The 18,372-nt window shown below is 67.7% G+C and carries 19 protein-coding genes; 9 read left to right on the top strand and 10 right to left on the bottom strand.

Going from position 1 to position 18,372, the window contains the following annotated elements; all coding sequences use genetic code 11:
* Window positions 1–172 precede the first annotated feature (172 nt).
* Window positions 173–958, bottom strand: coding sequence for a DODA-type extradiol aromatic ring-opening family dioxygenase (locus tag GPA22_RS06650; protein ID WP_169255318.1), 786 nt, complete (start codon window positions 956–958; stop codon window positions 173–175).
* 249 nt (window positions 959–1,207) lie between these two features.
* On the opposite strand from GPA22_RS06650, the gene GPA22_RS06645 reads away from it, so the two are divergent.
* Window positions 1,208–2,134, top strand: coding sequence for a CobD/CbiB family protein (locus GPA22_RS06645; RefSeq protein ID WP_169255317.1), 927 nt, complete (start codon window positions 1,208–1,210; stop codon window positions 2,132–2,134).
* 21 nt (window positions 2,135–2,155) lie between these two features.
* Window positions 2,156–3,337 carry an acetyl-CoA C-acyltransferase family protein gene (locus GPA22_RS06640; RefSeq protein WP_169255316.1) on the top strand — a complete coding sequence of 394 codons (1,182 nt, stop codon included), beginning with the start codon at window positions 2,156–2,158 and terminating at the stop codon, window positions 3,335–3,337.
* 78 nt (window positions 3,338–3,415) lie between these two features.
* Here the strand turns inward: GPA22_RS06640 and rsgA are convergent, their stop codons facing one another.
* Both rsgA and GPA22_RS06630 read right to left on the bottom strand, forming a co-directional pair.
* Window positions 3,416–4,345 (bottom strand): ribosome small subunit-dependent GTPase A, encoded by a 930-nt coding sequence (gene rsgA, locus GPA22_RS06635; RefSeq protein WP_343035969.1) that lies wholly within the window; start codon window positions 4,343–4,345, stop codon window positions 3,416–3,418.
* A gap of 14 nt (window positions 4,346–4,359) precedes the next feature.
* On the bottom strand, window positions 4,360–5,616 hold the full coding sequence (locus GPA22_RS06630; RefSeq protein ID WP_169255315.1) for a M48 family metallopeptidase: 1,257 nt from the start codon (window positions 5,614–5,616) through the stop codon (window positions 4,360–4,362).
* 72 nt (window positions 5,617–5,688) lie between these two features.
* Here GPA22_RS06630 and orn point away from each other — a divergent pair, with 72 nt between their 5' ends.
* Window positions 5,689–6,240, top strand: a complete 552-nt coding sequence (orn, locus tag GPA22_RS06625; RefSeq protein WP_169255314.1) for an oligoribonuclease — start codon at window positions 5,689–5,691, stop codon at window positions 6,238–6,240.
* Window positions 6,241–6,262: 22 nt separating this feature from the next.
* Here orn and GPA22_RS06620 read toward each other — a convergent pair whose 3' ends face one another.
* Window positions 6,263–7,900 (bottom strand): ArnT family glycosyltransferase, encoded by a 1,638-nt coding sequence (locus tag GPA22_RS06620; protein ID WP_169255313.1) that lies wholly within the window; start codon window positions 7,898–7,900, stop codon window positions 6,263–6,265.
* Window positions 7,901–8,039: 139 nt separating this feature from the next.
* Window positions 8,040–8,258: a 50S ribosomal protein L31 gene (gene rpmE, locus GPA22_RS06615; RefSeq protein WP_121429552.1), complete on the bottom strand. Its 219-nt coding sequence runs from the start codon at window positions 8,256–8,258 to the stop codon at window positions 8,040–8,042.
* Between the two features lie 191 nt (window positions 8,259–8,449).
* Between rpmE and GPA22_RS06610 the strand changes: the two genes are divergently transcribed.
* The 5 genes from GPA22_RS06610 to GPA22_RS06590 are packed head-to-tail and all read left to right on the top strand — an operon-like array spanning window position 8,450 to window position 11,636.
* Complete coding sequence (locus GPA22_RS06610) at window positions 8,450–9,439, top strand: tRNA dihydrouridine synthase (protein WP_343035967.1); 990 nt, start codon at window positions 8,450–8,452, stop codon at window positions 9,437–9,439.
* Window positions 9,440–9,452: 13 nt separating this feature from the next.
* Window positions 9,453–10,157: a tRNA (guanine(46)-N(7))-methyltransferase TrmB gene (gene trmB / locus GPA22_RS06605; RefSeq protein ID WP_169255312.1), complete on the top strand. Its 705-nt coding sequence runs from the start codon at window positions 9,453–9,455 to the stop codon at window positions 10,155–10,157.
* Window positions 10,158–10,178: 21 nt separating this feature from the next.
* A complete protein-coding gene (locus GPA22_RS06600) occupies window positions 10,179–10,907 on the top strand; it encodes a UPF0149 family protein (protein ID WP_169255311.1) in 729 nt (242 codons plus the stop codon).
* A gap of 31 nt (window positions 10,908–10,938) precedes the next feature.
* Window positions 10,939–11,268 (top strand): YkgJ family cysteine cluster protein, encoded by a 330-nt coding sequence (locus GPA22_RS22910; protein ID WP_343035966.1) that lies wholly within the window; start codon window positions 10,939–10,941, stop codon window positions 11,266–11,268.
* An 8-nt stretch (window positions 11,269–11,276) separates the two neighbouring features.
* Complete coding sequence (locus GPA22_RS06590; RefSeq protein ID WP_169255309.1) at window positions 11,277–11,636, top strand: YkgJ family cysteine cluster protein; 360 nt, start codon at window positions 11,277–11,279, stop codon at window positions 11,634–11,636.
* Here the strand turns inward: GPA22_RS06590 and GPA22_RS06585 are convergent, their stop codons facing one another.
* Window positions 11,637–12,500 carry an ATP adenylyltransferase family protein gene (locus tag GPA22_RS06585; protein ID WP_169255308.1) on the bottom strand — a complete coding sequence of 288 codons (864 nt, stop codon included), beginning with the start codon at window positions 12,498–12,500 and terminating at the stop codon, window positions 11,637–11,639.
* A gap of 106 nt (window positions 12,501–12,606) precedes the next feature.
* Here GPA22_RS06585 and GPA22_RS06580 point away from each other — a divergent pair, with 106 nt between their 5' ends.
* On the top strand, window positions 12,607–12,825 hold the full coding sequence (locus GPA22_RS06580; protein WP_169255307.1) for an RNA-binding S4 domain-containing protein: 219 nt from the start codon (window positions 12,607–12,609) through the stop codon (window positions 12,823–12,825).
* A gap of 10 nt (window positions 12,826–12,835) precedes the next feature.
* Here GPA22_RS06580 and GPA22_RS06575 read toward each other — a convergent pair whose 3' ends face one another.
* The 4 genes from GPA22_RS06575 to acnA form a co-directional block, all read right to left on the bottom strand.
* Entirely contained in the window at window positions 12,836–14,569 is a 1,734-nt protein-coding gene (locus GPA22_RS06575; RefSeq protein ID WP_169255306.1) for an NAD-binding protein, read from the bottom strand.
* 13 nt (window positions 14,570–14,582) lie between these two features.
* Window positions 14,583–14,966, bottom strand: a complete 384-nt coding sequence (locus tag GPA22_RS06570; RefSeq protein ID WP_169255305.1) for a DUF6394 family protein — start codon at window positions 14,964–14,966, stop codon at window positions 14,583–14,585.
* A 110-nt stretch (window positions 14,967–15,076) separates the two neighbouring features.
* Window positions 15,077–15,466, bottom strand: coding sequence for a YchJ family protein (locus GPA22_RS06565; protein WP_169255304.1), 390 nt, complete (start codon window positions 15,464–15,466; stop codon window positions 15,077–15,079).
* Between the two features lie 18 nt (window positions 15,467–15,484).
* On the bottom strand, window positions 15,485–18,199 hold the full coding sequence (gene acnA, locus GPA22_RS06560; protein WP_169255303.1) for an aconitate hydratase AcnA: 2,715 nt from the start codon (window positions 18,197–18,199) through the stop codon (window positions 15,485–15,487).
* Window positions 18,200–18,372: the final 173 nt, after the last annotated feature.

Here is an 18,372-nt window from a genome sequence, read left to right as displayed (position 1 = left end):
CCGTACGCAGCTCGGTCATCCAGGCCAATCCCGCTGCGGAGGCGGGCGGCGCGCTAGCGAGAGCAACCGTCAGCATCCGGGCCTGGCTTCATGGCCGCCCCCTATTCACATAGAAGCGTGTGCTTATATTAACGCGAACGCGGAGCGCGGGAAACGAACTTCCCGCTTTCGCTCAGCTTGCGTCGAAAACGTAAGAGTCCATCGCCAGCATGCCGTAGCGCACGTCGCTTGCGGCCAGCCGTTTCGCCACCGGATGGCGGCCGGCGGCACCGTGGGCGAACATCAGCGGCATCAGGTGTTCGTCCGTCGGATGTGCCCGTTCGGCATGCGGCGCAAGCCGCCGGTAATCGAGCAGCGCATCGACATCGTTCGCCGCGAGCGTGTCGGCGATCCACTGTGCGAAGGCTTGCACGTAGGGCTCCGTGCCGGTTGCGCCGCCGGTGAACTCATAGAGGTTGTGGGTGAGGCTTCCCGACCCGACGATGAGGACGCCTTCCTCGCGCAGCGGCGACAGGGCCTGTCCGAACGCATGGAACCAGCTTGCCGGACGTCGCCCCGGCATCGAGACCTGCACCACCGGCACCGACGCGTCGGGATACATGTGCAGCAGCGGCACCCACGCCCCATGGTCCAGGCCGCGACGCGGCTCCGCGCGCGCATCCACGCCCGCGGCGGCAAGGAGGCCGATGGCGCGCTCGGCGAGTTCGGGCGCACCCGGCGCGGGGTAGCGCAGGTCGTACAGCGGGCGCGGAAAGCCGCCGAAATCGTGGATTGTCTCGGGGCGTTCGCTCGTGGTCACGCTCACCCCGGCGGTCATCCAGTGCGGCGACGCGACAAGGATCGCCCGCGGCGCCGGGAGCGTTCGGGCGAGCGCCGCAAGTTCGCTTCCGGCATCGCCCGGCTCGAGTGCGAACGTCGGTGCGCCATGGGAAACGAACAGGGTGGGCATCGTGGTCATGGGGTCTCCAGGGAGGGGTTGGGTCAGCTTTGAATGCGGGGCTCTTTTCCATGGCCCCGGTCTTCTCAGTCTAGGGAGCCCGGTCGGACGGATAAACGGGTGGGGGCGGCACGCACTGTTCAATAATCTGCAACAATTGGGCGGCGTTTGCTGCGAGCAATGTTTTCCGCGTCGCACAATCCCGTCGTGCTTTTATGGTATTGTCGCCAGATACTGCCGGTCCGGACCCTTTCTCCCATCGCAATTCGCATGACGCTTCTTTCGTTGATTGTTGCGCTGCTGCTCGAGCAGGTACGGCCACTGCCGGTGCGGCAAATCGTTCTGGATCCGCTTCACCGTCTTGCGGGCGTCCTCGTTGAACGCTTCAACGACGGTCAGGCCCGCAACGGCGCAGTCGCCTGGCTGCTGCTGGTCGTTTCCGTCGTCGCAGTCGGGGCGCTGGTGTTCTTCCTGCTGTGGCTCGCCCATCCCCTGTTGGCGCTGGCCTTCAATATCGCCGTGCTCTACCTGACGATGGGTTTCCGCCAGGAAAGCCATTTCTTCACGGATATCCACCTCGCGCTGCGCATGGGGGAACTCGACCGCGCGCGTTCGCTGCTGAGCGAGTGGCGCGGCGGGCAGTACGTCGGCGCGAGCTCCAGCGAAGTCGCGCGGCTCGCCATCGAGAAGGGGCTGGTCGCAGCGCATCGCAACGTGTTCGGCGTCATCTTCTGGTTCATCGTCCTGCCGGGGCCGAGCGGTGCCCTGCTGTATCGCCTCGCACGTTTCCTCGGCGAGGAATGGGGCGAGCGCAGCGACGCCGAGTTCGGCCAGTTCGGCCGCTTCGCGAAAAAGGCCTTCGAGCTGATCGACTGGCTGCCCGCGCGCTTGACCGCGGCATCGTTCTCGGTCGTGGGCGACTTCGAGGACGCGGTGTTCTGCTGGCGCACGCAGGCGATGCTATGGGCCGACAGGGCGTCCGGTATACTCATTGCGGCCGGCGCCGGCGCCCTCGGCGTTCGCCTGGGCATGCCGGTCCATGAATTCGGTGAGATCGTAGAACGACCGGAAATGGGTGTCGGAGAAGAGGCCGATGCCGACTACATGCAGAGCACCGTGGGCCTGATCTGGCGCGCGTTGGTGCTGTGCCTGCTGATGCTGGCCCTGCTGGTGATTGCCGGCTGGGTTGGTGCTTAACATCCAGGAGGGAGCACAGAGATGGCGAATCGTGAAGTTGTGGTATTGAGCGCAGTCCGTTCGGCTGTGGGTGGTTTCGGTGGCTCGCTGAAGGACATGGAACCCGCTGAACTGGGCGGTGTGGTCGTCAAGGAAGCGATCGCCCGCGCCGGCGTCGATCCGAAGCAGGTGACCTTCGCCACCGTCGGCAACTGCATCCCGACGGAATCGCGTTACCCCTACGTCGCGCGCGTCGCGACGATCCAGGGCGGCATGTCGATGGATTCGGTGGCCTTCGCCGTCAACCGCCTGTGCGGCTCGGCGCAGCAGGCCATCGTGAACTCCGCCCAGGCCATCATGCTGGGTGACGCGGACTTCGCGATCGGTGGCGGCGTCGAAGTGATGTCGCGCGGCGCCTACCTGATGCCGGCGCTGCGTAACGGTGCCCGCATGGGTGACACCAAGGCGATCGACGCGATGGTCGCCGTGCTGACCGACCCGTTCGGCGTCGGCCACATGGGCATCACCGCCGAGAACCTGACCGGCAAGTGGGGCATCACCCGCGAAGACCAGGACGCCTTTGCGCTCGAGTCGCAGAACCGCGCCGCCGCCGCAATCGCCGACGGCCGCTTCAAGAGCCAGATCGTCCCGATCACCTTCGAAACCCGCAAGGGCCCGGTCGTGTTCGACACCGACGAGCATCCGCGCATGACCACCATGGAAGCGCTGGGCAAGATGAAGCCCGCCTTCAAGAAGGACGGTTCGGTCACCGCCGGTAACGCTTCCGGCATCAACGACGCGGCTGCCTTCCTCGTGCTGGCCGACGCTGCCAAGGCGGCTGCCGGCGGCCACAAGCCGATCGCGCGCCTGGTCGCCTACGCAATCGCCGGCGTGCCCAACGACGTGATGGGTGAAGGCCCGATCCCCGCTTCGAAGCTCGCGCTGCAGCGCGCCGGTCTGTCGCTGGACAAGATCGACGTGATCGAATCCAACGAAGCCTTCGCGGCCCAGTCGATTGCGGTGAACAAGGGCCTCGACCTCGATCCGAAGAAGACCAACCCGAACGGCGGCGCGATCGCCCTCGGCCACCCGGTCGGTGCGACCGGCGGCGTCATCATCACCAAGCTGCTGCACGAGCTGATCCGCGTGAACGGCCGCTACGGCATGGCCACGATGTGCATCGGCGGCGGCCAGGGCATCACGACGATCTGGGAACGCATCTGATCGTCCATTCGGCCTCAGGGCAGAAAAAAACCCGCTTCGGCGGGTTTTTTTTCGTCCTGTCCGGCCGGTTCGACGGGGCTACCAGCCCTGCGACTGCCGCTTCGCTGCGCGGATCTCGTCGCGGATCTGACGGAAATGTTCGAAGCGGCGCGCTGCGATCGCGCCGGACTCGACCGCTGCCAGCAGGGCGCAGCCGGGCTCGGCCTCGTGCCGGCAGTCGCGGAAGCGGCACTTGCCGAGGTGGTCGTGGAACTCCACGAAGCTCGCGGCGAGTTCCTCGGGCGTGAGGTGGGCGAGACCGAAGGCCTGCAGGCCCGGGCTGTCGATCAGCCAGCCGCCGTCGAGCGGGTAGAGGCGGGCGAAGGTGGTCGTGTGCTTGCCGCTGTTGAGCGCTTCCGAGATTTCGCGCGTCGCGGCGCGGGCCTCCGGGATCAGGGCGTTCGTGAGCGTCGATTTTCCCATTCCCGATTGCCCGACGAAGATGCTCCGCTGGCCGGCGAGATGGGGGAGCAGTCCTTCCACACCTTCGCGGGCGCTCAGCTCGACCACCTGATAACCGAGCTCCCGGAACGGGGCCAGCATGCGGCGCGCCTGCGGCAGGGAATCGCTCAGGTCGGTCTTGTTGAGGACGATCAGGGTCCTGAGATGCTGGCTCTCGGCGGCCGCAATGCAGCGCGAGATCAGCAGGTCGGAGAACCCCGGCTCGGTCGCGGTCACGAGCACGACCTGGCTGAGGTTCGCCGCGATGAGCTTTTCCCGGAAGGCATCCGAGCGCCACAGCAGGTTGCGGCGCGGATGCAGCGTCGTGATGACGCCCTGATCGTCTCCGCTGGCCTCAATCCCGACCTCGTCGCCGCACGCGAAGACACTCTTCTTTCCGCGCGGATAGCATTTGAGGCTCCCGTCCTTCACGGACCGGCCGGAAACGGCGACTTCATAGTGACGGCCGAAGGCGGCGACGATCACTCCGTTCAGTGGCGTACCGTGGCTCGGGCGGGGTTTGCTCACGAAGCGGGCGGCCTTCAGCTGGTGGAACGCAGGCGCGCGACGCGCAGGGCGGCCGGCGGGTGGGAGTCGAAGAAGCGCGAATACAGCGGATCGGGCGTCAGCGTCGAGGCGTTGTCGCGGTAGAGCTTGACGAGTGCCTGTGCGAGATCGGCGGCGCGTGTCTGCTGCGCCGCATAGGCATCGGCCTCGAATTCGTGTACCCGCGACCAATGGCTCATCAGCGGCGCGAGCGGGAAAGTGAAAGCGGGCAGTGCCAGCGCGAACAGCGCCAGCGCGACGGCCGTGCCGGCCGCGGCGGGGGCGACGCCGAGCCCGGCGAAGAACCACGTCTGCCCCATCAGCCAGCCGAGCAGCCACAGCATGCCGAGGCTCGCGGCCGCGACGGCGGCCAGGCGCTTCCAGATATGGCGATGGTGGAAATGGCCGAGTTCGTGGGCGAGCACGGCCTCCACTTCCTCGGGCTGGAGCTTGTCGAGCAGGGTGTCGAAGAACACGATGCGCTTCGCCGCGCCGAAGCCCGTGAAGTAGGCGTTGCCGTGCGCCGAGCGGCGCGAGCCGTCCATGACGAAGAGCCCGCGGGAGCGGAAGCCGCAGCGCGCAAGCAGGCCCTCGACACGTGCCTTGAGGGCTTCGTCCGCCAGCGGCGTGAACTTGTTGAACAGCGGTGCGATGAAGGTCGGCCAGATGAACTGCGCCAGCAGGTTGAACCCGAGCCAGAACAGCCAGACCCACAGCCACCAGCGCTCGCCCATCGCACCCATCAGCCACAGCACCGCGGCGAGCACCGGCAGGCCGATCAGTGCCGCCAGCAGCGTCTCGCGCGCGAGGTCCGCGGCATACAGCGCGGGGGTCATGCGGTTGAAGCCGAAACGCTTTTCGATGCCGAAGGTCCGATAGAGCGCGAACGGAAATTCGACCGCCCAGCCGATGATGCCGAGCGCCGCGAGCAGGGCGACGCCGTGGGCGAGCGTTCCGGGTTCGAGGATTCCGGCGAGCACGTCGTGGATCGCCTGCAGGCCGCCGCCGAGCGTGAGGAGGAGCACGTATGCGGTGCCGATGGCGGCATCGGCGACGCCGAGCTTCATCCGGGCGGCGGTATAGTCCGCGGCCTTGCGATGCGACTCCAGGCTGATCGACTCCGCGAACGGCGGCGGCACCGCGTCACGGCGCGCCTGTACGTGCCGGATCTGGCGCAACATGAGGGCGAGCCGTGCGAGCAGGGTCAGCGTGACGGCGGCGAGGAACAGGATCGAGAAGGCGTACGGGGACATTTCGGCGGGTAGCGGCGAGGCGCGGCGGCATCTATGCCACAATCGCGCCTTTGCTCAAGCGGGCGGACGATTATGGCACAGGATCAGAATCACCTCATCTGGCTGGACATGGAGATGACCGGGCTCGAGCCCGATACCGATCGCATCATCGAGATCGCGATCGTGATCACCGATTCCCAGCTCAATACCGTCGCGGAAGCCCCGGTGATCGCCGTGCATCAGCCCGACAGCGTGCTCGACCGGATGGACCAGTGGAACCGCGACACGCACGGCAAATCGGGCCTGACCGATCGCGTGAAGGCGTCCACGGTCGGCGAAGCGGATGCCGAAGCGCGGATGCTCGCGTTCCTGCAGGAATACCTACCGGCGCGCACGTCGCCGATGTGCGGCAATTCCGTGTGCCAGGACCGCCGCTTCCTCGCGCGCTACATGCCGCAGCTCGAAGCCTGGTTCCATTACCGCAACCTCGACGTGTCGACGCTGAAGGAACTCGCCCGCCGGTGGCGCCCCGAGGTCTACAAGGGGGTCGTGAAGAAGGGAAAGCACGAGGCGCTGTCGGACATCTACGAATCGATCGGCGAATTGCGCCACTACCGCGACACCTTCCTGCGCCTCGAAGGCTGAGCGCGATCGCGGCGCCGCGGATTCAGTCGCGCCGGTACAGCCGGAAGATTTCCTGCCTTTTCCCGCCGCCGCGGCGGTATTCCCAGATCTGCTGCCACTCCGGTGCAGGCGTCTGGGTGTTGCCGCGATCGTCGGAGGCGAGCAGGAAGCGGCACGGCGTCGCGTTGTTCACGACCTTGTCCGGCCGAATCCCGGCGAAGTAGTGGAAGGAGGCGCGCTGGCTCGGCGACAGCCCCATCATTGCGACGCAGTCCGCCCGCTCGCCGGCGAGCGCGATCTTCAGGGACATCGCCGTCGGGCGATAGCTCCGGTCGTGGTCGAACCAGGGCTTCAGCAGCGCGATCGCCAGGCACCACAGCATCGTCATGCCTAGCGCCCAGTTCGCCGGGGCGCGGTTCGGCGAGCGCGGCAGCCACGCCACCAGCAGCCCCCACGCCGCAAAGACGACAATCCCGACCGCGGCCGAAATCTCGGGCGAGCGTAGTGCGAAGTCCGGCGCGATCCGTACCAGGTAACGAGCCAGGCCGGGCGGCCACAGGAAGACCTGCGCGCTCCAGGCGGTCCACAGGAGCAGGGCGAACACGCCGAAGGTCATGACGGCGAACCAGTCGAACGCATTCGCGGCGCCGCGGCGCAGGCTCGGTACGCCGGATGCCGCGAGCAGCGCGAGCGGCGGCACCACGGGCAGCATGGACGCCTGCCCGAGGCTACCGTTGGCAATGATCCACGCAAGCGCGAGCGCCAGCGCGGCGATCGGCAGGAAGGACGATACGTGCAGCAGATGATGGCGCGTCCGCCACAGCGACCACAGCGCGATCGGCCACAGCGGCCAGGCAAACCAGCCGAGCAACTCGACGAGGCGCGCGAGTTCGTCGCCGCGCATCGGGTCTGCCCACAGGTTGGGCCATTCGGTGCGCCACCACAGCGCGAGCAGCTCCGGGGACTGGTAATGCAGCACCAGCGGCCACAGCGCGGATGCGCCGATCGCAAGGCTCAGGCCGATGATGAGGCCACTGCTGGCGCGCGGATCGCGGCATTCCGGACAGGCGGCGATGACGACGATGAAGAGGGGAATCGTGAGCACGACGCCGGGCAGGCCGGCGGCGAGGAAGGCGAGCGCCGCGCCCAGCCCGGCCTGGACCCCGCCGAGCGCCGGGCGCGTCGGGATGTGCGAGAGCCCCGCCAGCGTCAGCGCCTGCATGGCCATCAGCGCAATCATCGGCTGCGTTTCGTGCGCATGCAGGACGAGGCCGAGCGTGCCGAGGGTCAGCAGGGCCGCGGGCGTGCGCGTCTGGCGCCCGTAGAGACGGGTTGCCGCGCGGGTGATCCAGAAGATCGCCAGCGCCGTGAACAGCGTCGTTGCCAGCCGTGCGCCGTCGTGCAGCGGCACCAGCGGGGCGAGAAGGCGTGCAAAGGCCGCACCCGTCCAGTAATAGAGCGGCGGGAAGGGCGTTTCCGGCTGGCCCGCGATGGCAGGAAACAGCAGGTTGTTTCCCTGCACCATCTCGAAGATCGCGCCGAAGTGACGGGCGTCGTCGCCGCGCCACGGGGCGTGGCCGGTCAGTCCGGTGAGCAGGTACAGCGCGATGAGCAGCGCCAGCCCGGTCGCGCCGAACAGATGCTGCCGTATCGAGGAGGTGCCGGAGGATTCACCAGTCATGTCATGTCGCCCCGCTCGTCATTATGCGGGGGTGTTCGATCGTCAGGTGCGGAATTCTAGCCGGCGGGCGTTGGCGCGCCGCGGGCAGGGAACAAAAAAGGCAGCCGAAGCTGCCTTTTTGCGTGACCGTAGGCCGGGATCAGCCGAGGCGCTGAACGCTGCCGTACTTCTGGCGGAAACGCTCGACGCGGCCGGCGGTGTCGACGATCTTCTGCTTGCCGGTGTAGAACGGGTGGCAGGCCGCGCACACTTCGACGTGCAGGACGGGCTTGCCCAGCGTGGAGCGCGTTTCAAAGCTGTTGCCGCAGGAGCAGGTGACCTGGACGGCGTTGTAATTCGGGTGGATGTCCGCTTTCATGGTGATTCCTCGAACGAACGGGCGGTGAATGTGGCCGCCCTGACAACAGTGGAAACCGCGGATTATCGGCGATTTGCCTCTGCATGGCAAGTAGAGTATGGCTGGCGCCGGGGACGGGCAGCCAGCTGCCGTCCGTGTTCGCCCGCGATGCGAATGGCCGTACAATACGCCCCTTTTTTCAGGGAGTTGGTGTGCGTTTGCTGCTCGCGCCGATGGAAGGTCTGCTCGACGCGGTATTGCGCGACGTTCTTACCCGCGCCTGTGCCTACGACTGGGCCGTGAGCGAGTTCGCGCGTGTGTCCGGCACGCTGCTTCCGCATCGTTTCTACACCCGCCTGTGCCCGGAATTGCGGTCGGGCGGACGGACGGCAGCGGATGTTCCGGTGCGCGTCCAGTTGCTCGGCTCCGATCCCGCGTGCCTGGCCGACAACGCGGCGCGCCTCGTCGAGCTGGCGCCTCCCGGGATCGACCTCAATTTCGGCTGCCCCGCACCCACCGTGAATCGCCATCGCGGCGGTGCCGTGCTGCTCGACGAGCCGGAACTGCTGTATCGCATCGCCGCTGCCGTACGCGCCGCCGTCCCCATCGGCCTGCCGTTTACCGCGAAGATGCGACTGGGCGTTGCGGATACGTACAGGGCGGTCGAATGTGCCCAGGCCCTCGCCGCCGGGGGCGTGGAAGGCCTCGTGGTGCACGCGCGGACCAAGCTCGACGGCTACCGTCCGCCCGCGCATTGGCCGTGGATCGGACGCATCGCCGAAGCCGTCCGCATTCCCGTCACCGCCAACGGCGAAGTCTGGTCGGAAGCGGATTGGCGGCGTTGCCGCGCGGAGAGCGGCGTTGCCGACGTCATGCTGGGGCGCGGCGCGGTTGCGGATCCCTTCCTCGCGCGACGGCTCCGCGAGCACGAGGGGGCCGTGCCCGACGTCGCGATCGACCGCGATGCCGAATGGGCGGAGCTGCGGCCGCTGCTCGCGCTTTTCTGGCACAGGGTCCAGGAAAGGGTGAAGCCCCAGCATTCGCCGGGCCGCATCAAGCAATGGCTCAACCTGCTGCGCCGCAATTTCCCGCAGGCCGAGCAGCTGTTCCAGAATGTGCGGGCGGCGCGCCGGCCGCCCGAAGTGGATGTGGCGCTGCGGCGGCACGGCATCCTTTCCGCAGCGGTGCCCCTCGCGGCCTGAACCGGACGAATCGATGAGCTACGCAAATTCGCGCATTCCAGAGAGCGCCCAGGCGGGCGTCCACGAGCAGCTCGTGCGCCGCGTCGAGCGCCACTTGGCGGAGCCCTTCCGCAAGCCCTGTCTCGACTACAACCGCGCGGCCTTCGAGGCCAGCCTCGCGGGCTGGGACCGCAAGGCGCCGCTGATCCTCGATGCGGGCTGCGGCGTCGGTCACAGCACGATCCAGCTGGCGCGCGCGTTTCCCGATCATTGGGTGATCGGCGTCGATCAGTCCGAGGATCGCCTCAATCGCCGCAAACCCTATCCGGACGCGCTGTTGCCGAAGAACATGATGTTCGTGCGCGCCGACCTCGTCGATTACTGGCGTCTGCTGTGCGATGCGGGCATGCGCCTGTCCCGCCACTACATCCTGTACCCGAATCCGTGGCCCAAGATCGGCCACCTCGGGCGGCGCTGGCATGCGCATCCGGTGTTCCCGTTCATCCCGCGGCTGGGCGGCGTGCTGGAATGCCGCACGAACTGGCGGGTGTATATCGAGGAATTCGCGTGTGCACTCGGACTGGCGACCGGCCGTGACGTGGCGTGGGAAACCTTCGAGGCGCCGGCGCCGCTGACGCCGTTCGAGCGCAAGTATCGCGATTCCGGTCAGCCGCTCTACCGGCTCGTCTGCGACCTCGATGTGCGGGCTTGCGCGCGGCAACCGGATGGCGCACGCTGAACGGAATAGAGGAGAAAGACGATGACGAACGAGACCGCTGCGGACGCAGGAAGCGATAACCCCCATCTGCTGGACGACCACGAATTCGAGGCGCTCGAGGAGCTGCTGACGTCGGACGTGGTGCCCGAGGATTGCATGAACCTCGAGATGCTCGACGGTTATCTGGCTGCCGTGATCGCGTCGCCCGTCACCATCGAGCCCGAGCAGTGGCTGCCGCCGGTCTGGTCGGCGCACGGCGACGAGATCTCGTTCGGTTCGGGCAGCCAGATGCAGCGCGCGATCCGCCTCGTGCGGCGCTATTACAACGAGCTCGCGACGACCCTGGGGCAGCCCGAGGGGTGGGAGCCGTTCTGCTACGCGGCGAGCGAAGGCGACACGATCGCGATCGGCGAGGAGTGGATCGAAGGCTTTGCGCAGGGGCTGGAACTGTGGCCCGCGGATTGGGATGCGGGGCTCCCCGAGGACGCGGCGGACGCCGTGCGCACCGCACTCGACGAGCTGATGGCGCCTTGGGCCGCCGACGATGCGGAGATGGCGGACGAGGACACGCGCCTGCAATGGTTGGAACAGGCGGTCAGCAGCCTGGAGACCGTTCTCGGGCAGTGGCGCGCGGTCGGGCTGGATGAGCCGGAGCTGCTGTCGGTGGATGGGCCGGCGGTGCACACGCCGGCGGCGGTCGGGCGCAACGATCCTTGCCCGTGCGGCAGCGGCAAGAAGTACAAGAAGTGCTGCGGGGCCGCCGTCGAATGAGCGGTGCCGCGACGCCGCCGGAGGCTGCCGCGTGAGCGACGATCACTGCACCCGCTGCGGCGCCTGCTGCGCGGCCTTCCGCGTCGATTTCCATCGTTCCGAACTGGCCAGCGCCATGCCGGGCGGGGTGCCGGACGCGCTCACCGTGCCGGTGACCGGCGAGCTGGTGCGCATGCGCGGGACGGACGAGGCGCCATCGCGCTGCGTCGCACTCTCGGGCGAGATCGGGGCGAAAGTCGCCTGCTCGACCTATGCCGGCAGGCCGTCGCCGTGCCGCGACTTCGCGCCGTACGCGGCGCTCGGCATCGGCGAGGACGCGTGCGACCGGGCGCGCCGGCGTCACGGCTTGCCGCCGCTCTGAGCAGGGCCATGAGCGACGGCAACCCCTGCCTCGATTGCGGCATGTGCTGCGTCCAGTTTCGCGTGTCGTTCTACTGGGGCGAGGCGGACGACGCGCCGGACGGTTTCGTGCCTGTCGCATTGACCGAGAAGCTCGACCCCTACCGGCGTTGCATGACGGGGAGCAACACGGTGCCGCGCCGCTGTGTGGCCCTGGAGGGGCAACCCGGCGAGCAGGTGTCCTGCACGATCTACGACCGGCGGCCGACGCCGTGCCGCGAATTCCCGTCGCACGAGGCCGACGGCGCGCCGAATCCGAAATGCAACGAGCTGCGCGCGCAGATCGGCCTGCCAGCGCTGACGCCGATCGTGCCGGTGCAGGCAGCCTGATCAGCGCGGGGTCGCGACGGCGGCAAGGAGCCGGAGCGGGCCGATCGCCCGCACGGTGTCGATTTCCTCCGGGCGTCGCACGAACAGCGAGCCGGCGAAACCCAGCGCGTTGACCGAGATGTTCTCGTGGCGCTCGCAGGTGCGCGGGATCACCGTCATCCAGTCGCGCGAGACGAGGAAGTTGTACGGCGGCATCGGCTCGGCGGATGCGGCGATGCCGACCGCCGCGCATGCGCGGTCGAAGGCCGCGTGCATCGCTTCGCCCAGCGACACGGCATCGCCGCATGGCGGCAGGCGCAGGAAGCAATGGCGCCAGGGCAGGGCAGGGTGTGTGGCGATTTCTCCGGCGGGCAGGTCCTGCGGCAGCTGGTGCGTGAAGCGGCTCAGGCGCGCGGTTCCGGTGGCATCCGGGATCCACTGCAGGTGCTTGTGGCGCTGGCTGGCGCCCGCCTCGGCGCCGCCGTTGTAGAAGCCGAGTCCGCCGCTGGCGGCCATCACCGTCGCCAGCGCGATGAAGTCCGCGCGTGTCAGGGGCGCGGTCTGCGCCTCGTAGCGGCGCGTGACGATCAGCAGGTGGCGGTCGATGACCGGAAACTTGTTGAGCACGCCCAGGTGTTCGTCGCCGAGCGGGCCGATCGTCAGTTCGGGGTCGGGAGGCAGGAAGGGGTTGAAGTCCGGGTCGCGTCGCACGGCGGCCTCGACGCGCGCTGCATCCTTGTGCGCGAGGGTGGAGACCCAGCGCACCGTGAAGTCGATGCCGGCGTCGCGGATCGGTGTCTGCTCGGTGCGGATGGGCAGCAGCGCGCCCGCGTCGGCGGCGCGGCTGAGCGTGCGGTCGATCCGGTGCAGCAGGTCGTCGGACATGTTCTGGGCGGCCTGAAGGAACAAGGGGATAGCCGGGAGTGTAGGCTGACGGCTTCCGATCGATCAATTTGAATCGCGCCATGTGAAGCGCGTGCGGGAGGTGCATATGACGGTTTCGTTTGCGGTGCGCGGCGAATATATCCAGCTCGATCAGCTGCTGAAGGCGACCGGGCTCACCGGTACCGGCGGCGAGGCCCACGCGGCCGTCGAGGCGGGGCGGGTGACGGTGGACGGCAAGGTCGAATCGCGCAAGCGCGCGAAGCTGCGGCCGGGCGCAACCGTCCGTTTCGGCGGGGAAACGGTCGTGCTGGTGGCGTCCGACTGATCCGGCGGCGCTATGCGGCGCCGTGCGGATCGTCGGCGGCGCGCGACAGCCGTTCCCAGATCCAGCCACCGGGCAGGTTCTTGCCGGTGAGCACGTACACCAGGGCATGGTCGTTCGACAGCATCAGCCCGAACTCGCGTTGCGCGTCCGTCGTACCCACCAGCAGCAATTCGTCGCCGGGCCCCAGTTGCGTGTCGCCGTCGGGAATCAGCACGTGGTCGTCGTCATCGCGCTGCAGGTAGAGGACCTCGCATGCGAGCGGCTCGTCGCGGTTCGACGGCGATCGCAGCAGCGCCTGCAGCTCGACTGTCGCCCCCTTCATCAGCCGCCGGTACAGCGCCGGGGCGCGGCTGAGGTTGAGGCGCTCGCTCCAGACGGTGGGGATCTCCCAGCCGAAGCGCTTGGTCAGGCGCTTCAGCAGGTGATCGCACCATTCCTCGTTGCGCCGCTTCATCTCTTCGAGGAAGGGCACGAGCAGCGGGGTGGTCAGGATCGCGAGGCATTCATGGGCGATGATGCGGCTGGGAACGACGTTCACGTCGTAGTCGAAGGCCTCGAACAGTGCGTTGTTCGCGAAATGGTTCTGGCGCAGGATGACGAACAGGGCCGGATTGAGTTCGCGCGCGGTGACGACCGTGGACAGGTTGTCGATGTCGTTGGACGTGGCCGCGACGATGCCGGCCGCGCATTGGATGCCGGCCGCTTCGAGCGCGGAGGCCGCCGTTCCTTCGCCCTGTATCCAGCGCGGCGGGCACGCGGCGGGCGCGGCGTTGCGATCGATGATCGTGAGCGGCACCCCTTCCTGTTCGAGGACGTGCGCAAGCATGCGACCGAAGCGCCCGTGTCCGCACAGGATCCATTCGCCGCGCGGCGGGTTGCGCTGGCGTTCCATCGTCGTGCCGGGTACGCCGGTGAGCCAGGTCAGCAGGTGCCAGGCGGCGGGCGCGTGCAGCGCGAGCGCGAGGTATTCCGAGAATTTCTCGAACGGGTTGATGATGTGGCGTGTACCGAACGACGCCATGTTGGCGGCCGTCTCGGCCGATTCGGCGCGGCACAGCGCCGGAATGCCCGGCGCGAGGAGCCGCGCCGCGATCGCGATCGCGAGGTTGGCGCTGTCGTCGTTGGTCAGTGCGACGACCCCGATGCAGCTGCGGTGCGTGAGGCCCGCGAACTTGAGGGTCTCCGGGTTGCGTGCGTCTGCGCACAGGGCTGGAACGTCGGCGCGGTAGCCGTGCAGTTCGATCTCGCCGACCTTGGTGTCGTCCAGCTCCACGACGACCGCGCGGACGCCGAGCCGGTCGAGCGCGTCGCAGATCAGCCGGCCGGTTTCGCCGAATCCGCACACGAGATAGAAGGGCTCGCGCAGGTTGCGCACGGCACGCATGAAGCCCTGCGTGCGGATCGCCTGCTGCAGGTTGCGGTCGGCGAGCAGGGCGAACACGGTGCCCACGGTGTAGGCCCAGCCGACCACGGAGAGGTAGATGCAGATGATGACCCACAGCCGCTGCTGGTCGGAGAAGGCATAGGGGATCTCGCCGAAGCCGATGGTGGTCGCGGTGTAGCTGATGAAGTACAGCGCGTGGAAGAAGCTGATGTACGCGGGCTTGCCTTCCGCATCGACGCCGGGCGCGAGGGTGAGGCCGAACACCGAGATCGCGATGATGACGATCAACAGGATCAGCGGCGCGCGCAGGCGCCGCATGATCAGGAAGAAGACGCTCTGATGGCGCAGCAGCGGCATCATCGCAGCCGACTCGCTAGCGGCGCTGCATGATGGTCTCGGCGATCAGGATGATCACCGAAACGACGTTCGCGAACAGCGCGCCGCCCGCGAGCGAGACGACACGCGCGACCATCGTCGGCGTCATGCCCGTGCCCGTGACATGCTCGGCATAGCCCCACACCATTGCGGCGGCGATCAGCTGCAGGTCGGCGACCAGGCTGGTCGCGAGGTGGATGGCGCCGATCTGCGTGCGGTCGCCGAACTTGAGCACCGTTGCGATTAGGTTGACGACGATCGCGACGAAAAGCTCGTTGATCTCATGGTGCACCGGATCGTCGAGGTCGCCGACGAAGAACCCGAAGTTCAGCGTCGCCGCGAGGACGATAAAGAAGCCGAAGATGACTTTTTCGAGGTTCATGCCGGTCTCGCGGTAGGCACGCGGCGCCGGCGCCGGGGCGGCACGCGCTCACGTGAAGGTCATACTGCAAGACCGATTATATGCGGCGGCGATTGCGCCCGGGAATGCCCTTATTCCTGGATCTCGCCGTCGACGTAGTACCAGCGGCGATCCTCGCGCACGAAACGGCTGGTCTCGTGCAGGCGATGGGCGCGCCCGCCGACGCGGTAGCGGGCGACGAACTCGACGATGGCCGTGTCTTTCCCCGTCTGCACATGCTGCCGCACCTGGAGGCCGATCCATTTGGGTGCCGGCTCGCCACCGGCCAGGTCGAGCGTCACGGGGCGCGTCGAGCTGTGCCAAGTGTCGAGCAGGTAGGCCTCGTTGCACAGCGTGAAGGCCGTGTAGCGGCTACGCATCAGCGCCTCGGCCGATTCGGCCGGCAGGTCGCCCGAGATCACCGGTGCGCAGCATTCGGTGAAGGGCTTTCCGGATTGGCATGGGCAGGGGATCGCGAGCATGTCAGAAGTATCCGCATGTCAGTCCCGCCGAGCAAGAATTTCCCGCAGCACATAGGGCAGGATGCCGCCGTGGCGGTAGTAATCGACTTCGATCGGCGTGTCGATGCGGCACAGCACCGCCACTTCCCGCGTCGCGCCGTTGCTGCGGCGAATCGTCAGCGTCAGGTCCTGGCGCGGCTGCAGGCTTGCGCCGATGCCGCGGATGTCGAAGCTTTCGTCGCCCTTCAGGTCCAGGCTCTCCCACGAGTCCTCGCCCTTGAACTGCAGCGGCAGGACGCCCATGCCGACGAGGTTGGAGCGGTGGATGCGCTCGAAGCTCTTCGCGATCACCGCCTTCACGCCGAGCAGCTGCGTGCCCTTGGCCGCCCAGTCGCGGCTCGAACCGGTGCCGTATTCCTCGCCCGCGAACACGACCGTCGGCACGCCGCGCGCGATGTAGCTCGTCGCGGCGTCGAACACCGTCGTCTGCTTGCCGTCGAGCAGCGTATAGCCGCCTTCGACGCGCGAGCCGTCGTCGCGCGGCGGCAGCATCATGTTCTTCACGCGCACGTTGGCGAAGGTGCCGCGCACCATCACGTCATGATGGCCGCGGCGCGAGCCGTAGGAGTTGAAGTCCTGCTTCGCCACGCCGCGCGAGATCAGCCATTGGCCGGCAGGCGTGCTGTCCTTGAAGGAGCCGGCGGGCGAGATGTGGTCGGTGGTCACCGAGTCGCCCAGCATCAGCAGCGTGCGCGCGCCGACGATGTCACCGACGGCCCCCGGCCGTGCCGAGAAGCCGTCGAAGAACGGCGGGCGCGCGATGTAGGTCGAGTCCGGCCATTCGTACACCTGGCCGGTGGTCGCCGGGATCGCGTTCCACAGGTCGTGATCCTTGGTGAAATCGGCATACAGGCGCGTGAAGGTCGCCGGGTCCATCGCGAAGGGCAGGACCGCGGCGATCTCCTCGGAGGTCGGCCAGATGTCGCGCAGATACACCGGGCGCCCGTCGCGGCCGTTGCCGAGCGGGTTCTCGGTGAGATCGACGTTGGCGCGGCCGGCGATCGCGAAGGCGACGACGAGCGGCGGAGACGCGAGGAAATTGGCGCGCAGATTGGGATGGATGCGCGCCTCGAAGTTGCGATTGCCCGACAGCACTGCCGCCGCGATCACGCTATTCTCGTTGATCGCGTCATTGAGCTCGGGCGCGAGATCCCCGGCATTGCCGATGCAGGTCGTGCATCCATACCCCGCGAGCGCGAACCCCAGCTGCGCGAGCGGTTCGAGCAGCCCGGCGCGGCCGAGGTAGTCGGTCACCACGCGCGAGCCGGGCGCGAGCGAGGTCTTGACGTGCGGCTGCACCGACAATCCCTTTTCGACCGCCTTCTTCGCCAGCAGGCCCGCGGCAATCAGCACCGCCGGGTTGCTGGTGTTGGTGCACGAGGTGATCGCCGCGATCAGCACGTCGCCGTGGCCCAGGGTCACGCCCGGCAGCGCGGTCGGGAAACGCGTGCCCAGCGCGGCTTCCGGCTGGCCGAAGCCGTTCTCGCTGACCGGCAGCGAGAACAGGCGGTCGAACACTTCCTCCATGTCCTTCAGCGCGATGCGGTCCTGCGGCCGCTTCGGCCCGGCCAGCGACGGCTCGATCGACGCGAGGTCCAGCTTCAGCGTCGTCGAGTAATCGATGTCGCCCGCGCGCGGGATGCCGAACAGGCCCTGCGCGCGGAAATACGCCTCGAACCGCGCGCATTCGGCCGCGGTGCGCCCCGTGTCGCGCATGTAGGCGACGGTCTTGTCGTCGACCGGGAAGAAGCCCATCGTTGCGCCATACTCGGGTGCCATGTTGGCGATCGTCGCGCGGTCGGTGACCGAGAGGCTCGCGGTGCCGTCGCCGAAGAATTCGACGAACTTGCCGACGACTTTCTGCTTGCGCAGCATTTCCGTGACGGTCAGCACCAGGTCGGTCGCGGTCACGCCTTCCTTGAGCTGCCCGGTCAGTTCCACGCCGACGACGTCCGGCGTCAGGAAATACACCGGCTGGCCGAGCATGCCCGCTTCGGCCTCGATGCCGCCCACGCCCCAGCCGACGACGCCGACGCCGTTGATCATCGTCGTGTGCGAGTCGGTGCCGACCAGCGTGTCGGGGTAATACAGCGTGCCGTCGTCCGTGTCCTGCCCGCGTACGCCGCGGAACAGGTATTCGAGATTCACCTGATGCACGATGCCGATGCCCGGCGGCACCACCTTGAAGGTGTCGAAGGCCTGCATCCCCCATTTCATGAACTGGTAGCGCTCGCGGTTGCGCTGGAACTCCAGTTCCATGTTCTGCCGCAGCGCGAGCGGCGTGCCGTAGTGGTCGACCTGCACCGAGTGGTCGACGACGAGGTCCACCGGCACCAGCGGTTCGATCAGCTTGGGATTGCGCCCCATCCCGGCCGCGACGTTGCGCATCGCCGCGAGGTCGCACAGCAGCGGCACGCCGGTGAAATCCTGCAGCACGACGCGCGCGACGACGAACGGAATTTCGTCGGTGCGTGCGGCCGTCGGTTTCCAGTTCGCGAGCTGCCGGACGTGCTCTTCGGTCACCTTCCTGCCGTCGCAATGGCGCAGCACCGCCTCGAGCACGATGCGCAGCGACACCGGCAGACGGGTCACCCGGCCGACGCCTGCGGCTTCGAGCGCCGGCAGCGAATGGAACAGACCGTCCCCGGATGGGGTGGAGAAGCGCCTGAGGGTGTCGAACGCGGATTGGGGCATGTCGGATCTCCTTTTCGTCGGTTCGTGTGCGAGGCGAACGACCGCAAGTCGCGCCGCCTCCGGCTACCTGTTGGAACTGCACGGGTGAGATGCGTTCCCGCACCACCTTGATGCGTTCCCGCACCACCTTGCCCGGTGTAGACGACGGACGGGGCGAAGGCAAACGCCAGCAC

It is taken from the genome of Aromatoleum toluvorans, assembly GCF_012910905.1.
In the GTDB taxonomy this organism is placed as follows: domain Bacteria; phylum Pseudomonadota; class Gammaproteobacteria; order Burkholderiales; family Rhodocyclaceae; genus Aromatoleum; species Aromatoleum toluvorans.
This window is presented reverse-complemented; position numbering and strand designations above follow the sequence as displayed.

Excerpts from the sequence above, each read along its gene's own strand:
- GPA22_RS06650 (WP_169255318.1), bottom strand. The coding sequence starts at position 958 with ATGACCACGATGCCCACCCTGTTCGTTTCCCATGGCGCACCGACGTTC.
- GPA22_RS06645 (WP_169255317.1), top strand. The coding sequence starts at position 1,208 with ATGACGCTTCTTTCGTTGATTGTTGCGCTGCTGCTCGAGCAGGTACGG.
- GPA22_RS06640 (WP_169255316.1), top strand. The coding sequence starts at position 2,156 with ATGGCGAATCGTGAAGTTGTGGTATTGAGCGCAGTCCGTTCGGCTGTG.
- GPA22_RS06630 (WP_169255315.1), bottom strand. The coding sequence starts at position 5,616 with ATGTCCCCGTACGCCTTCTCGATCCTGTTCCTCGCCGCCGTCACGCTG.
- orn (WP_169255314.1), top strand. The coding sequence starts at position 5,689 with ATGGCACAGGATCAGAATCACCTCATCTGGCTGGACATGGAGATGACC.
- GPA22_RS06620 (WP_169255313.1), bottom strand. The coding sequence starts at position 7,900 with ATGACTGGTGAATCCTCCGGCACCTCCTCGATACGGCAGCATCTGTTC.
- rpmE (WP_121429552.1), bottom strand. The coding sequence starts at position 8,258 with ATGAAAGCGGACATCCACCCGAATTACAACGCCGTCCAGGTCACCTGC.
- trmB (WP_169255312.1), top strand. The coding sequence starts at position 9,453 with ATGAGCTACGCAAATTCGCGCATTCCAGAGAGCGCCCAGGCGGGCGTC.
- GPA22_RS06600 (WP_169255311.1), top strand. The coding sequence starts at position 10,179 with ATGACGAACGAGACCGCTGCGGACGCAGGAAGCGATAACCCCCATCTG.
- GPA22_RS06590 (WP_169255309.1), top strand. The coding sequence starts at position 11,277 with ATGAGCGACGGCAACCCCTGCCTCGATTGCGGCATGTGCTGCGTCCAG.
- GPA22_RS06585 (WP_169255308.1), bottom strand. The coding sequence starts at position 12,500 with ATGTCCGACGACCTGCTGCACCGGATCGACCGCACGCTCAGCCGCGCC.
- GPA22_RS06580 (WP_169255307.1), top strand. The coding sequence starts at position 12,607 with ATGACGGTTTCGTTTGCGGTGCGCGGCGAATATATCCAGCTCGATCAG.
- GPA22_RS06575 (WP_169255306.1), bottom strand. The coding sequence starts at position 14,569 with ATGATGCCGCTGCTGCGCCATCAGAGCGTCTTCTTCCTGATCATGCGG.
- GPA22_RS06570 (WP_169255305.1), bottom strand. The coding sequence starts at position 14,966 with ATGAACCTCGAAAAAGTCATCTTCGGCTTCTTTATCGTCCTCGCGGCG.
- GPA22_RS06565 (WP_169255304.1), bottom strand. The coding sequence starts at position 15,466 with ATGCTCGCGATCCCCTGCCCATGCCAATCCGGAAAGCCCTTCACCGAA.
- acnA (WP_169255303.1), bottom strand. The coding sequence starts at position 18,199 with ATGCCCCAATCCGCGTTCGACACCCTCAGGCGCTTCTCCACCCCATCC.